Origin of the sequence: Rhodococcus sp. ZPP (assembly GCF_017656075.1) — a bacterium.
Lineage (GTDB): Bacteria > Actinomycetota > Actinomycetes > Mycobacteriales > Mycobacteriaceae > Rhodococcus_F > Rhodococcus_F oxybenzonivorans.
On the sequence record NZ_CP058639.1, the window covers coordinates 298,350 to 313,629 of the forward strand.

A 15,280-nucleotide genomic window follows, 5' to 3' on the forward strand; every position below is an offset into this window, starting at 1 on the left:
ACTCCGGAAGGACAACCGTGAGCCCTGTCTTCACGCCGAACCCGAATCTCGACCGTGCCACCGTGCACGCCGCAGTCACCGCAGGCAATATTCCCTGCCTGCTTCCCGTCCTCTATCAGTTGACCGGCGAAGAAAAGTGGCTGTCCTCACCGTATCTTCCAGCCTCTACCAAGGGATTCGAGGAGCTGAACGACGGCGGCCTCGCACCGGCGATCCAGGCGGAGATCCACAACGCGGTCACCGACGCGGTGCTCGACTGGTGCAACGGCAAGCCGATCACACACCCCGCGCCCACCGGCAGCGAGCTGACCCGGTTGATGAGCACGGTCATGGGCGAACCGATCTCCGAGGTCTACGCACCGATGATCGCCGAACAACTCGGGTTCGCACCCTTCACCCCCGAGAACGTCGGTGACCTCGTCCGGACGTCGCGCCCCGACTTCGGTGTCGCGATTGTCGGCGCCGGAATCTCCGGAATAACCTGCGCCATCAACCTGGAGAAGGCCGGCATTCCCTACACCGTCCTCGAGCGCAACGACCACATCGGCGGTACCTGGTGGGAGAACCGGTACCCCGGCGCACGGGTCGATATCCCCAGCGACCTGTACTCGTTCTCGTTCCGTCCCAAGAATTGGTCCGAGTACTTCGCCCGTCGCAATGAGATCTTCGACTACCTCGCCGATGTCGCCCGCGAGGCCGGAATCACCGACCGGATCCGGCTCGGTCACTCGGTCGACACCGCAGTATGGAACGCGGACGAGCAACTGTGGATCCTGTCGGTCACCGGACCCGATGGCACGCAACAGGAGTTGCGCGCTACCTCGTTGGTGACCGCCGCCGGCCTGCACAGCACTCCCAACGTCCCCGACTTCCCCGGCACATCGGAGTTTCGCGGCGAGATCGTCCATTCCGCACAGTGGCCCGAGGATCTGGACCTGACCGGCAAGCGGGTCGCGGTGGTCGGCAGCGGCGCGAGCGCCATGCAGCTCGTCGTGGCGATCGCCGATCAGGTCGAGAGCATGGCATTGCTGCAGCGTCAGCCGCAGTGGATCGCCCCCAACGAGCACTATTTCCAGCAGTCGGATGCCAGCAAGCACTGGCTTTACGACAACATCCCGTTCTATCGGGGCTGGTACCGGTTCCGTCTGTACTGGCTCTACACCGAACGCACCTTCGCCGCGCTGCCGGTCGACCCGCGCCGCGAGGAGAAGGGCAAGCTCGTCAGCTCCCTCAACGACGCGTACCGGGCGCACTTCACCGCGTACCTGAAGAGCCAACTGGCCGGTGAGGAAGAACTGCAGCGCAAGACGCTGCCCGACTACCCCCCGTTCGGTAAGCGGCTCCTCATCGACAACGGCTGGTTCGCCACACTCCGCAAGCCCCACGTCGAGCTCCTCACCGACAGCATCGAACGACTCACACCCGACGGAATCGTCACTGCCGACGGTGAACACCGCGACATCGACGTCCTCATCCTCTGCACCGGTTTTCAGCAGCAGCGCTTCCTGTACCCGATGGACATTCGCGGGACCGACGGAACGTCGCTACGCGACATCTGGAACGATGACAACGGGCGCGCGTACCTCGGCATCACCACGCCGGGGTTCCCGAATCTGTTCTTCCTCTACGGTCCGAATACGAATCCGCCCGGCGGTAGTTACATCACCATCGCTGAAGCCCAGGTGCGGTACGTCGTCGAGTCGATCAGCCGGCTCGTCACCGAGGATCTCGCAGCCCTCGAATGCAAGCAGGAGCCGTATGAGCGCTACAACTCCGAGCTCGACGAGGCCAACGCCGCCATGGTGTACGCGATGGACGGCGTGAGCAGCTACTACCGTAACTCCAGCGGACGAGTGGTCACCAACTCGCCTTGGCCGGTACCCGAGTACTGGGCGCGCACCGCCAACCCCGAACCTGGGGACTTCACGGCGACGAAACGTCGCGGGGCCTAAAAAGCCGACACGAGGCAAGCGGAATTCGCCGGGTTTCCGAAGAAACCCGGCGAATTTCTTTGCTACCCGGTCAACCGTCGCTACTCAGTGGATCGTCGCGAAGACCTCCGACTCGAGGTCGGACTCGTCGAGGCAGGTCGAATTTCCGCCGTCACGAGCTTCCAGCTGCCCGTCTCGGACCTCACCGACGTAATAGCAGGTCGGGTAGGAACGGTCGGTATCGGAGTACGTCAGCGGCGGAGCCAGCCCGCCAAGTGTGTCACCATCGATTTCGCCCAGTCCCCGAGCGACATCGGCGGGTGTGGAGTCCGACGTCAGCCCTGCGCGATCGGCGGCGGCCTCGAAAAGCTTGCCGGCGATCCAGGAATCGAACGCGACGGCCGAGAACTGCGCCGAGTCCGTCAATCCCTCGTAGTACGAGTCGATCGTCTCCCGTGCCTCACCAACGACCGGCACGGACGGGTCGTAGTACGGAGCATTGGACTGCGTGAACAGCAATCCTTCGGCGGCCGGTGACTCCATGAATTCGTTACCGACCGCTCCGGCCGAACTGTAGAACTGGGGCTCGTAACCGATCTTGTGGCAGTCCTCCGCGATCCGGACGTCCACACTGGTGATGTGAGCCAGGAAGAGGCCGTCGACGCCCTCGTTCTTCATCGTCTGGCACACCGCGGTGTAGTTGGGAGCGGCCGCCGCGGCCTTGACCGAGAAGTACCCGATTCCGACATCGGCCGCCGACTTACCCGCCAGCGCATCCGAATCCGCGCACACAGGTGATTCCGAGCAGTACACGACACCCAGCTTGGTCGTGCCCTCTTCACGGGCGAGCTTCGCCAGACCGTAGGTGATGACCGGATTGGGCGAGCCCGCGATATAGAAGTTGTCGCTCGCGAGGAACGTTGCGTCGGAGGGCACGCCCCCAAGTACGGGGATTCCCTTCTCCTCGACGTACTGCCGCCACGACCCGGTGGTACCGGTGATGGGACCGACGATCGCAACGACCCCCTCCTCCTCGACGAGGCTCTTGACCGCGGCCAGCGCCTTCGACGGCTCCTGGCCGATGTCCTTGACGATGACCTCCACCGGATGGCCGTTGATTCCACCGGAATCGTTGACGCTCGCGGCCCAGGCCTGCGCGACGTCGCCGACCCGGCCGTGGGTGGGTGCGGACACGCCCGAGCACCCACAGACGGTACCGACCACGATCGCAGGTTTGGTCAGAGGCGTCGACGGTGTCGGCGACTGCTCCTGTTCGGCGGAACAGCCGGACAGCACAAGTGCTCCCACCGCGGCCGCGAGCGCAGCCCGCCTCCACATCGTTCTCATCACACGTTCTCCTCAGCTGTAGATTCTTTCAACTCGGTAGCGATTTCGATTCCCAGGTATCGGCCCATGAGTTCGTCCTCGTTCAACGACGACGGATCGATCGGTCCTGATACCCGACCCCGGTCGATCAGGTGCACCACATCCGCACTGCCCAGTGCGCGACCGACATATTGTTCGACGAGCAGGATCGACTTCCCGGACTTCCGGAGAACGTCGAGGGCATCGAAGATCTGGTCGATCACCAACGGCGCCAACCCCATCGACACCTCATCGAGGATGATCACGGAACTGCGGGGCAGGAAGGCGCGGGCCAGAGCCACCATCTGCTGCTGGCCACCGGACAGGCTTCCCGCCTTCGCGTCCATGCGCCGGCCGATCTCGGGAAAGGTGTCCAATGCCAGCTCGTACTGGTCGCTCAGAGAGCCGTCCACAGCAAGGAGGAGGTTCTCCCGCACGGACAGTCCTGGAAAAATCCCCCGCCCTTCGGGTATGAGGCAGATCCCTGCAGCGGCGCGTGTGGCCGGCCGGTGCGAGGTGATGTCCGTTTCCCCGAGCCGAACGGAACCCGAAGTCGGTGTGAGCACACCTCCGATCGCCGCGAGCAGGGTGCTCTTTCCGGCACCGTTCGGACCGAGCAGCGCGACGACCGAACCGGGCTCCACGGTCACGTTCGCGTCCCGCAGCACGGTCAGTTTCCCGTAGCCGGCGGACAGTCCGGTCACCTGCAGGGTCGGCGTGGTCATTTGATCTCCTCCAGTTCCCGATCGGACTGCACGTCGTCGACCGGCTCGGTTGTTCCGAGATATGCCGCCTGCACGACACTCGAGCGACGCGCGTCGGCGGAAGAGCCGGAGAAGATGACGCGTCCGAATTCGAGAACGTACACCTCGTCGGAGACGCCGAGTACCAGCGAGACATCGTGTTCGACGAGGATCACGCCGATTCCACGTTCGTCGACAACCCGCCGGACCAGCTCGCCGAGCCGCGCCGACTCGTTGTGGTCCAGACCCGCCGAGGGTTCGTCCAGCAGCAGGATCGTGTGGCCGCCGGCCAGGCAGCGGGCAACCTCCACCAATCGTCGAGTACCGGTCGGAAGATTCATCGCATGCTGGTCGGCGACGTCCTCGAGGCCGCACGCCGTGAGCGCGGATTCGGTCGCCGACCGGATATGGTCCCGTTCGGCTTTCGAGGACCGCAGGTGGGTGGTCGGGTCGAGCCGGACGGTTCGTCCCTCGGCACCGACCGACACGTTGTCCCGCACCGTCATCGACTCGAACAGCTCGACGGTCTGGAAGGTGCGGCCGATGCCCGCACGCGCCCGGGCGGACGGACTCTTCCCTCGAAGGTCAACTCCCCCGAAGGACACCGATCCGCCGGAGATGGCGACCAATCCGGTCACCGCGTTGAACAACGTCGATTTGCCCGCACCGTTGGGACCGATCAGCCCTGTCACTCGTCCCGGAGTGCACACGATGTCGGCACCATCGAGCGCCTTGACGCCTCCGAACGCGACACCGACCTTCGAAACCTCGAGTACTGCAGGGTCGATCGGTTCGGTGTGCAGTGGCGGTGCGGTGTGCAGTGGGGGTTCGGTGTGCAGTGGCGGTGCGGTGTGCAGTGGCGGTTCGGTCCGATCGTCGCGACGGAACCACCGGTCGGCGAGAGACGTCGCCCGCACCGGGAGCTGTGCCGGCGGCAGCACGATGAGCGCGATCGCGCTGAGCCCGAACAGCAGTTGCAGGTAGGTCCCCACCTCGGCGCTCGGAAAATAGCTGGGAATGAGCGTGTATGCCGCCGCGGCGAGGACCGCGTTCCACGGCACCGCCGGACCGTTCAGGACGATGATGACGAACACGGTGAGCGAGATGAGCGGGGCGTAACTATCGGCCGAGATGCTCTGCTGGGCGGACGCTGCCAGTGCTCCCCCGATCGCAGCGAGGAACGCCGCGATGCAGAAGATTAACACTCGCGTCATGGCCGCGGGAACTCCGTTGGCCTCCGCCGCTCGTGGCGACTGCTTGATATAGGTCAGCAGTCGGCCCAGCCGGCCACGTTCGAGTGTGAACACCACGGCCACCGATACGACCGCGATCGCCAGAACGAGGTAGTAGTACCCGGCGTCCGAGGCGAAATCGACGATCATGGTGTCGGGCCGTCGTACCTCGAGACCCGACGACGCGGCACCGAACATGAAGTCCTGCGTGTAGAACATCTGCTGCAAAAAGATTCCGAACCCGAACGTCGCGATCGCCAGGTACAACCCACCGAGACGGATCGCCGGTACCGCCAGCACCGCACCGATCGGCACGGCGACCACACCGGCGAGCAGCAGCGCCACGGGCCACGACATCCCCGTGCCCTGCAACAGGTGCGAGAACGTCGCGGCACCGACCGCCATGAACCCGATCTGGGCGAGCGACACCTGTCCGGAGGTGTGCACCAGCAACGACAGCGATCCGAAGACCAGGATCATCGCCACCGCGACCGTCCAGTCGACCAGATGGATACCGGCAAAGAGGGGGACGGTCACCAGGAAGGCGACGACCAGGGCGCCGCCCATGGCCTGGAGCCGGACCGGAGCCTTCCACGTCGGCCGGGGATGTATCCGGACGGCGGTCTTGTCGACGAGGTACTTCTTCGGGAAGAAGAGCAGTACGACGAACAGGATCGCGAACGGCAGTGCCGCCGGGAGCGAGGCGAGGATGCCGTTCGTCAGCCATCGGGTCGACAGGGCGGCCAGCACACCGACGACGAGTCCGCCGGCGAACGTTCCCGGCAGGTTGCTGAAGGTGCCGATCGCGGCAGCGGCATAAGCTGCGACGACCAGCAACGTCAACTGGACCGGGTCCAGGGGCATGATCGGTGCGAGCAGGACACCCGACAGGGAGGCCATCACGGTGCCGAGAATCCAGGCCCACCGGCGCACCCGTGTTGCGCTGTGCCCGACCAGCTCGAGCAGTTCGGGGTTCTGCACCACAGCCTTCATCGCGATCCCGGTCCGGGTCCACCGGAGGAACGCCCACAGGCCCGCCGTCGCCGCGACAGCGATCACGAAGGTCAGGACATCGTCGTACTGGATGAGGGTGCCACCGACCTCGATGCGGCCCTTCGGCAGGAACGACGGTACCCGGCGCACCTCCTGGGCACCGAAGATCAGCAGCGTCCCGGCCTGGACGACCAGCAGAATTCCGACGACACCGGCGATCTGGAGCGGCAACGCGGCGCCCTGCAGTCTTCGGGCGAGCAATTCGAGGAGCAGCCCGACCGCGGGTCCGACTACGCACACGGTGACGAACGCCGCGATCGGCCACGACAGCTCGAGTTGAACGTTGAGCACGTAGAACGAGTAGGCGGCGAGAGCCGCCAGTGCGCCGTGCCCGAGGTTGAATACTCCGGAAGTCTTGTAGGTGAGAACGAGGCCGACGGCCGCCAGTCCGTAGATCGAACCGGCCACCAACCCGATGATGACGAACGAAACTATGTCCACTCTTGCTCCTTGGGCCAGGCCGCACTGACGCACGCCGCCGGAAGTTCAGTTGATCCCGCGAGCCATGCCCTCCCAGTAGGGAGCCCGCAGCTCACGCTTGAGCACCTTGCCGACCGCGCTGCGCGGCAGCGAGTCGACGAACACCACCTCGGCCGGGCACTTGAACCGGGCGAGATCGGCCCGGCAGTGCTCCAGTACGTCGTGTTCGGTGAGGTCTGCCCCCGGCCGGGGCACCACGAACGCGATCGGGCTCTCACCCCACCGCTGGCTCGGCACACCGATGACGGCGACGTCGGCGACACCCCCCATCGTGAAGAGCACTTCTTCGATCTCCCGCGGGTAAATGTTCTCCCCACCCGAGATGATCATGTCCTTCACTCGATCCGAAATGTACAGGAATCCTTCGGAATCCAGGTATCCGGCGTCGCCTGTCCGGAGCCAGCCGTCGCCGAGGGCCGTGCGGGTGGCGTCCTCGAGAGCCCAGTACCCACTCATCAGCTGCGGCCCTCGCACGAGGACCTCGCCGACGGATCCGGCCGGGACGTCACTGCCGTCCTGTGCCGCCACGCGCAGCGCGGTTCCGAGGAGGGGCCGCCCCGCGGACATGAGGATTCCCGGGTTCGATTCGAGCGCCCGATGGTGGTCCTCCGGGGCAAGAATGGTTGCCACCGCGCAGGATTCGGTCATGCCGTATGCCTGCGCGAAGTCGCATCCGAACATGCCCATCGCCTTTTTCAGCACTTCCACCGCCATCGGCGCCGAGCCGTAGACCATCAGGTCCAGAGCGCTGAAGTCCAGTTCCGCGGTCAGCGGGTCGGCGACCATGTCCTGGATCATGGCCGGTGCCAGGGTGAGAAGCTGGATTTGCAGTTCCGACATCGACCGGAGCACGCTCGCCCGGTCGAAGTCGCGGACCACGCGGATCGAGCAGCCACCGGTCGTGTACGCGAGAATCTGCAGTGCCGCGCCGGCGTGGAACAGCGGCATCACGCACAGCGTTCGTTTTCGGTTCGCATCCAGGGCGAGCTGGATCTGAAACGCGTTGGCACAGGCGGCCCGGTGGGTCACCATGGCGCCCTTCGGTTTCCCTGTGGTTCCGCTGGTGTACATCTGGTGATAGATCGCCTCGGCCGGCACGTTCCTGTCGATGCGATCGGCCGGGTATGCGACCACGTCGTCGGCGAACTTCAGCCGGGAGTCACTGTCGTCCCGCATGACCGAGGCCATGACGCCCGGTACGGCGGCGGTCAGTGTGTCGGCGTAATCTTCGTGGACGACGGCCAGTGTGCACCGCGCGTCCTCGACGATGTACTTCCACTCCTGGGGAGCCAGCCGGAAGTTGAGAGGCACCGGAACCACCCCGGCGCGTGAGGCGCCGAAGTACAGCGCGATCATCTCCAGCGAGTTGCGGTCGAGCATGCAGAATCGATCACCGGGCTGCAGTGTGTCGGCCAGCCAGTTGCCGACGCGGTGCGTCCACTCCCGCATCTCGTTCCAGGTCAGACTTCGATCACCGTCGCTGACGTAGATCTCGTCCGGGAATCGGTCGGCCCAGTGGTCCAGCAGTTCGTGGACACGCATGTCCACCACCCTTTCCGATCAGCCGGGCAGGCCGGCACGCAGTGTGGTCGAAATCTGTTCCTGTACGTCTTGTTCGGAGAACTCGAGCACGGCGTCGACGAGGCTCCTGTCGGGGGCACCGTCGCGGTAGGCAGCGCGGAGGGTTTCGGAGATGTCTTGTCGACGCCTGCGCAGCGTGTCGACGTCGACGGCCGGCTCGGGGTCGGATGCGAGTCCGAGCCGCACCGCGAGCTTCTCGGTGCGTTTGCATGTCTGTCCCAGCCGCACCTGGTCCCACGCGAGATGTTCCGCGAGGTTGTCGAGCTGTTCGAGCACGGCCGCGAGCTCGAGGCGGGCGGGTCCGTCCTCGAGCGCCGGAGCGACGCGCCGGCCGAGCGTGTCGGTGATCGTGCTCAGCAACCTGGTCAGGTTTGTCGAATAGACGGTCATGTCAGTTTCCCCATTCTCCGTCGCGGAGCATCTTCGTCAGCCAGCCGATGCTGTAGTAGACGCTGTGCGCCATGTTCGAATACCGCAGCTCGTCGCGGTCCCCGCGCTTGTACACATCTACCGCCTGCAGGCAGCCCACGGCGGTCTTGACCAGGGACTGGACCGACCACCAGGTGAGGGTCTCGGGGCTCGGCCGCCACCCGCCCGCCCGCTCGTACTCGTCGAGGAACGGCTCGAGTTCGATCAGCTTGCACAACAGCGGGGATCGGCCCCGCGAGGTGCGCTGCGCGAACCATGCGATGTCGGCGGTGGGGTCGGAGAAGTGGGCGGTCTCCCAATCGAGGACGCCGGAAATCGTCCCGTCCTGCACGACGAGGTTTCCTACCCGGAAGTCGTTGTGGACCAAGCTCACCCGGCCGGATACCGCATCGCTGCGGTGGTCGAGCCACGAACATGCCAGATCGAGAATGGGGATCGGGATGTCGGCGACCTCGCGGTATGCCCCGGCCCACTTGTCGTTCTCGATCCGGCCGGTGTCGGCGCCGTCGGGCACCTCCCCGAGCCTGCTCAGCCCCATGGTGCGTGGATCCGCGCTGTGCAGACGCGCCATCTCGCGGGCGACCTCCCGCCCGAGCTCCGCGCGCTGGGCGGTGTCCGGGATCAGCCGCGACACGGTGTACGGCATCGGGATGATGCCCGGCACCTTCTCCATCGCGAAAAAACCACGCACACCGTGTGTCTCGCCGCGGTGGGCGATAACCGCAGGCACCTTCATTCCGGTGCGCGCCGCGGCCTCGAGCAACGCGACTTCACGATCCACGTCGTAGTCGCCGGTGATGCCGCTGACCGGTTGCCGCTTGACGGCGAAGGTGTCGGTGCGGCGGTCGGCACCGCTCGTCCACTGCGCGGTGACCAGATAGGTCTCCCACGAATTGCCCTCGCCACGTTGGTCGATGTCGGTCAACTGCAGGGATCCACCGGCGGACAGCGCAGCGTCCAGTGCGGCGGTCAGCTCGGCGAAGAAATCGTCGTGCTCGGTCATAGGAGTGTCTGCCTCGGCCACGGTCGTCACGGAAATGCCCTCACTCGTGTATCGGTCGTCAGAAGATGGTCGGATTCGGGCCACCGCCGTCGACGATGAGCTGCTGCCCGGTCACATACCCGGAGTCCGGGGAGACCAGGAACGCCACCGTGCCGGCGACATCCTCGGGCCTGCACACGCGCCCGAACGGTGAGTCGGCGTCGAGATCACCGATGTCGGTTCCACGCGAGGCGGACACCAGGCGCTTGCCCATATCGGTGGCGATGAGCCCGGGCGCGACGATGTTGGCGTGGATGCCGTAGCGGCGTTCTTCCCGCGCGAGGGTGCGCACGCACATCTCCATCGCTGCCTTGGCCATCGTGTACGGCGCGGAGTTCGGCGGTGCCGACAGTGTGGTGTTGGACGAGATCATCACGATATCGCCGCGTCCCACCTCCCCCGCGGCCGCCTTGCGCATATCCGGCAGCACCTGCTGGATGAGCCCGATCGGGCCGAACGCGTGCACCCGCATGAGCTGCAGATAGTCGGCATACGGCGTCGACGCCACATCCTGACCGCGGCTGGCCGACCCGGCGTTGCTCACGATCAGATCGACTGGACCGAGATCGGACCGGATCGCCACCACAATGTCCGCGACGGCAGTCTCGTCGTCGATGGATGCGCAGTACGCTGCGGCGCGGCCTCCGGCTGCGATGATCTGCTCGACCACCTCGTCGGCGGCTGCGGCGTCGCGCCGGTAGTTCACCGCGACCGCGGCGCCGTCACGGGCCAGGCGCAGTGCGACGGCTCGGCCGACTCCACGAGAGCCTCCGGTGACGAGCGCGGTGCGGCCCGAGAGTGCACCCGGTTCCGCGGTCATCGTGCCACCACCGCCCGGCCGACGAGGTCCTTCATCACTTCGTTCGCTCCTCCGTAGATGCGCTGGATGCGCGCATCACGCCAGATCCGCGCGATCGGATATTCCTCCATGTAGCCGTAGCCGCCGAACAGCTGCAGGCAGCGGTCGACCACATCCCATTGCAGGTCGGTGGCCTTGTACTTGGCGCCCGCGGCGTCGTCCGCGGTGAGGTCGCCGCGGACGAGTGCTTGCACGCATCCGTCGACGTAGTGCTGGAGGACCTGGATGTCGGTGTGCATCTCCGCGATCTTCATGCGCACCGACTGCAGATCCGCCAGGGGTGCACCGAAAGCCACCCGGGACCGGACATGGTCGAGTGCGAGACTCAGCGCGTGTGCGGCGGACGCGACCCCGGAGACCGCGATCGACAGTCGCTCACGCGGAAGGTTGGCGATGGCCGAGCCGAACCCGCGGCCGGGTTCACCGATGATGTTCGCGGCCGGGACCCGGCAGTTGGTGAACACCAGCTCCGCGGTGTCCTGGGCCTTACGACCGATCTTGTGCATGGGCCGACCACGTTCGAATCCGGGTGTTCCGGCTTCCACGGCGACGAACGACGTCCCGCGTCCGTCCCGCTCTCCGGTCCGCACCAGTACGATCGCCAGGTCGCAGGTGGCGCCGCTGGTGATGAACGTCTTGGTGCCGTTGACGATCAGATCGTCGCCGTCGCGGACCGCGCTCGTCCGGATCGACGCCAGATCCGAGCCGGCGCCGGGCTCGGTCATCCCGAGGGCCGTAACGCATTCTCCCCGAGTGAACTTCGGGAGCCAGCGCTGCTTCTGTTCATCGGTGGTGAGGTCGCGCAGATACGGGACGATGATGTCGTTCTGCATGCTGAAGGTGTCGCCGGCCATGCCGGAGCGCACCACCTCCTCGGTCATCACCGCGTTGTAGCGGAAGTCCGAGATTCCGAGGCCACCGAATTCCGGATCGAATTCGAAACCGAGGTAACCGGATTTGGCCGCCGCGGTGATGAAATCCCGGTCGACGGTCCCGGCCTGCTCCCACTTGTCGACGTTCGGCACGGCTTCCCGGTCGAGCAACGCCCGGAACGCCGACCGGAACGTTTCGTGTTCCGCGGTGTAGAGGGATCTGCGCACGCGTCAGCCCTCCAGCAGCGATGCGGGTGGGGTGAACCGCGGCCCGTGCTTGTCGGCGAGTTCCTGTGCACGGCGAACGAATGCCTCGGTGCCACCGGGGTATCCGGCGACGAACTGGCTGGTGCCGCCGGTCCAGGTCGGGAATCCGATGCCCAGCAGCGACCCGACGTTCGCGTCGGCGGTCGAGCGGAGGATTCCGTCCTCGTGGCAGCGGACCGTCTCGAGCACCTCGGCGAACAGCAGACGATCGCGCAGGTCGATCAGGTCGGCACGTTCGCCGGTGACCGGGAAGCGTGCGGCCAGGCCCGGCCACAGGGCACCGCGCCGCCCCTCCGGGTACTCGTAGAAGCCGCCGCCAGCCACCCGGCTGGGCCGGCCCAGTTCCTCGACCATCGCGGTGAGCACTGCGTCGCCCGGATGGTCGGCGAGTTCGGCGCCCTGCTGCTCCGCGACCTCGCGGAACTGGCCGCGGATCTTCAGCGGCAACGACAGGGTGAGTTCGTCGAGCAGCGCAAGGGTGCCGACGGGGTAGCCGGCCTGCAGAGACGCCTGTTCGATCGACTGCGGGTCGACGCCCTCGCCGATCATCGCGGCCGCTTCCACGAGACGTTGCAGGATGACCCGGCTGGTGAAGAAGCCGCGTCCGTCTCCCACGACGATCGGGGTCTTGCGCATCTGCAGCGCGATGTCGAAGGCCTTGGCGAGGGTCGCGTCGCTGGTCTTGTCGCCGACGATGATCTCGATCAGTTCCATGCGGTCGACCGGCGAGAAGAAGTGCAGGCCGATGAAGTCGTCGGGCCGCGGTAGCTCGCTCGCCAGGTCGGTGATGGGGAGGGTGGAGGTGTTCGAGGCGAGCACGGCATCCGGGGCCACCACCTCGAGGACCTCCGCGAAGACCTTTCGCTTGAGGCCCGGATCCTCGAATACCGCTTCGATCACCAGGTCGGCGCCGGCGAGGTCGGCGACCGATGCGGTCGGGGTGATGAGGTCCAGGATCGCGTCGGCGTCCTCTCGGGTGCGCTTGCCGGCCTCGACCTGCTTGCCCAGTACCTTGCGGGCATAGTCCTTGCCACGTTCCGCGGCTGCGGTATCGATGTCCTTGAGTGCCACCCGCATTCCCACGAGTGCACATGACAGGGCCACGCCGGCGCCCATCATGCCGGCACCGAGAACGGCGGCGAACCTCGCGCGGTGGACGGGGAAGCCCTTTGGGCGGCTCGCGCCGGACTTGATGGTCTGCTTGTCGAAGAAGGTGCCCTGGATGATGTTCTTGGAGATCGGTCCGGTGGCCAGTTCGACGAAGTACCGGGTCTCGACCGCGGCCGCGGTGTCGAAGTCGACCTGCGTGCTCTCGACGGCCGCGGCCAGGATGTTGGCGGGGGCGGGCATCGGCGCGCCCTTGTGCCGGGTGCGCAGCACGGCACTGCGCACCGGCAGAACCGCCTCGATCTCGGGGGTGTATGCGGTGCCGCCGGGAATGGGCTCACCTCGGTCCCACGGCTGGGTGGCACCGGGGTTGGCCGAGATCCATTGCGTTGCAGCCGCAATGAGGGAGCCGGCGTCGGGGACGATGCGGTCGATCAGTCCGAGGTCGAGCGCGTCTTGGACGCGGTAGGCGGTACCGGGCAGCAGGACCTTGTCGAGCGCGACCTCCAGCCCGAGCAGGCGCACGGTGCGCACGACCCCACCGCCGCCGGGCAGCAGACCGAGGGTGACCTCGGGAAGTCCGATCCGCAGCGCCGGAGAATCCACGGCGATGCGATGGTGGCACGCGAGCGCGATCTCGTAACCGCCGCCGAGTGCGCTGCCGCCGAGTGCGGCAACCACGGGGACACCGAGTGTCTCCAGCCGGCGCAGCATGGCCTTGGCACCGTCCGCGAATACGGTGAGCTCGCCGGCCTGTTCGGGCGTCGTCGCGAGCAGGTCACCGAGATCGCCGCCGGCGAAGAACGTCTTCTTGGCGGAGGTGAGGATCACCCCGGTCAGGTCGGATCCGAGGGCGGCGAGCCGGTCGAGGGCCGCGGACAGGGACGCGGACCACGCCGCGGTCATCGTGTTGACCGACTGTGTGGGGTCGTCGAAGGTCAGGACGACGACCCCGGATTCGGTCTGTTCCCAGGTGATGGTCTCGGTGGTGGTGTCTGTGGTGGTCACGGCGCTGGCCTCGCTCATGGTGCGGTCACGATTCTCTCGGTGCGATGTCTGTCGGGGGGAAATGTCGGTCACGTGCACTCACACCCGCTCGACTATCGTCGCGATGCCCATGCCGCCGCCGACGCACAGCGTCACCAGTCCGCGGCGCAGATCACGGCGCTCGAGTTCGTCGACCATCGTCGAGATCAGCATCGCGCCGGTCGCGCCGAGCGGATGCCCCATGGCGATCGCGCCCCCGTTGACGTTGACCTTCTCGTGCGGAAGATCGAGGTCTCGCATGAAGCGCAGGGCGACCGAGGAGAAGGCCTCGTTGATCTCGAACAGGTCGATGTCGTCGACGCTCAGTCCGGCGACCTCGAGGGCCTTGCGGCTCGCCGGGGCCGGGCCGGTCAGCATGATCGTCGGGTCGGAGCCGCTCACCGCGCCCGCGACGATGCGGGCGCGCGGTGTCAGGCCGAGTTCGGTGCCGACCTGTTCGTTTCCGAGTGCGACGAGCGACGCGCCGTCGACGATGCCCGACGAGTTACCGCCGGTGTGCACGTGCTCGATCCGCTCGACCCAGTGGTACTTCTGCAGCGCGACCGCGTCAAAGCCGGCTGCGCCGAGCCCCGCGAACGCGGGCTTGATCCGGCCGAGCGACTCGACGGTCGTGCCCCGGCGGATGTGCTCGTCGTGGTCGAGGACGGTCTGTCCGTTCCGGTCGAGCACCGGCACGATCGAGCGAGCGAATCGGCCCTCGTCCCAGGCGGTTGCGGCGCGGCGCTGCGATTCGACGGCGAACGCGTCGACGTCCTCACGAGTGAAGCCTTCGAGGGTCGCGATGAGGTCGGCGCCGATGCCCTGTGGAACGAACCCGGTGGTCAGGTTGGTCTCCGGATCGTTGGCCCATGCACCGCCGTCCGATCCCATTGGAACACGGGACATGCTTTCGACACCGCCGGCGAGGACCAGCGACTCCCACCCCGATGCCACCTTCTGCGATGCGGTGTTGACGGCCTCGAGACCGGACGCGCAGAAGCGGTTCATCTGCACACCGGCCACGGTCTCGGGCAAGCCGGCGGCCATCGCCGCGGTACGCGCGATGTCGGCTCCCTGATCGCGCAACGGTCCGACCACGCCGAGGATCAGATCGTCCACGCGCTTGGGGTCGAGGCTCGGGTTGCGGTCCTGAAGCGCCTGCAGCAGACCGACGACCAGAGAGATGGGCTTGACGCCGTGCAGGGCTCCGCCTCGTCCACGACCTCGCGGGGTGCGGAAGGCGTCGTACACGTACACGTCATGGGGCATTTCGAATCCTGTTCTCGAGGTGGT

At 66.4% G+C, this 15,280-nt stretch carries 11 protein-coding genes; 1 reads left to right on the forward strand and 10 read right to left on the reverse strand.

Features of this window, described 5'->3' with window-relative positions:
• The first annotated feature begins 17 nt into the window (after nucleotides 1-17).
• Nucleotides 18-1,952 carry an NAD(P)/FAD-dependent oxidoreductase gene (locus tag HYG77_RS32655; RefSeq protein WP_208963788.1) on the forward strand — a complete coding sequence of 645 codons (1,935 nt, stop codon included), beginning with the start codon at nucleotides 18-20 and terminating at the stop codon, nucleotides 1,950-1,952.
• 84 nt (nucleotides 1,953-2,036) lie between these two features.
• Here HYG77_RS32655 and HYG77_RS32660 read toward each other — a convergent pair whose 3' ends face one another.
• The 10 genes from HYG77_RS32660 to HYG77_RS32705 all read right to left on the reverse strand — a co-directional run bounded on the left by HYG77_RS32660 (nucleotide 2,037) and on the right by HYG77_RS32705 (nucleotide 15,256).
• Nucleotides 2,037-3,278, reverse strand: a complete 1,242-nt coding sequence (locus HYG77_RS32660; protein ID WP_208963789.1) for an ABC transporter substrate-binding protein — start codon at nucleotides 3,276-3,278, stop codon at nucleotides 2,037-2,039.
• Nucleotides 3,278-4,021, reverse strand: coding sequence for an ABC transporter ATP-binding protein (locus HYG77_RS32665; RefSeq protein ID WP_208963790.1), 744 nt, complete (start codon nucleotides 4,019-4,021; stop codon nucleotides 3,278-3,280). Before HYG77_RS32665 ends, HYG77_RS32660 begins: the two co-directional genes overlap by 1 nt.
• Nucleotides 4,018-6,765, reverse strand: a complete 2,748-nt coding sequence (locus HYG77_RS32670; protein ID WP_208963791.1) for an ATP-binding cassette domain-containing protein — start codon at nucleotides 6,763-6,765, stop codon at nucleotides 4,018-4,020. Before HYG77_RS32670 ends, HYG77_RS32665 begins: the two co-directional genes overlap by 4 nt.
• A 45-nt stretch (nucleotides 6,766-6,810) precedes the next feature.
• Complete coding sequence (locus HYG77_RS32675; protein ID WP_208963792.1) at nucleotides 6,811-8,346, reverse strand: long-chain-fatty-acid--CoA ligase; 1,536 nt, start codon at nucleotides 8,344-8,346, stop codon at nucleotides 6,811-6,813.
• Between the two features lie 18 nt (nucleotides 8,347-8,364).
• Nucleotides 8,365-8,775, reverse strand: coding sequence for a hypothetical protein (locus tag HYG77_RS32680; RefSeq protein ID WP_208963793.1), 411 nt, complete (start codon nucleotides 8,773-8,775; stop codon nucleotides 8,365-8,367).
• Between the two features lies 1 nt (nucleotide 8,776).
• Complete coding sequence (locus tag HYG77_RS32685) at nucleotides 8,777-9,847, reverse strand: phosphotransferase family protein (RefSeq protein WP_244461457.1); 1,071 nt, start codon at nucleotides 9,845-9,847, stop codon at nucleotides 8,777-8,779.
• Nucleotides 9,848-9,875: 28 nt separating this feature from the next.
• Entirely contained in the window at nucleotides 9,876-10,676 is an 801-nt protein-coding gene (locus HYG77_RS32690; protein ID WP_208963794.1) for an SDR family oxidoreductase, read from the reverse strand.
• The gene (locus tag HYG77_RS32695) at nucleotides 10,673-11,815 is read right to left on the reverse strand and encodes an acyl-CoA dehydrogenase family protein (RefSeq protein WP_208963795.1); all 1,143 of its coding nucleotides are present in this window, start codon (nucleotides 11,813-11,815) and stop codon (nucleotides 10,673-10,675) included. The genes HYG77_RS32690 and HYG77_RS32695 overlap by 4 nt, the downstream gene beginning before the upstream one ends.
• A 3-nt stretch (nucleotides 11,816-11,818) precedes the next feature.
• On the reverse strand, nucleotides 11,819-13,969 hold the full coding sequence (locus HYG77_RS32700) for a 3-hydroxyacyl-CoA dehydrogenase NAD-binding domain-containing protein (protein ID WP_244461458.1): 2,151 nt from the start codon (nucleotides 13,967-13,969) through the stop codon (nucleotides 11,819-11,821).
• 78 nt (nucleotides 13,970-14,047) lie between these two features.
• Nucleotides 14,048-15,256, reverse strand: a complete 1,209-nt coding sequence (locus HYG77_RS32705; protein ID WP_208963797.1) for an acetyl-CoA C-acetyltransferase — start codon at nucleotides 15,254-15,256, stop codon at nucleotides 14,048-14,050.
• Nucleotides 15,257-15,280: the final 24 nt, after the last annotated feature.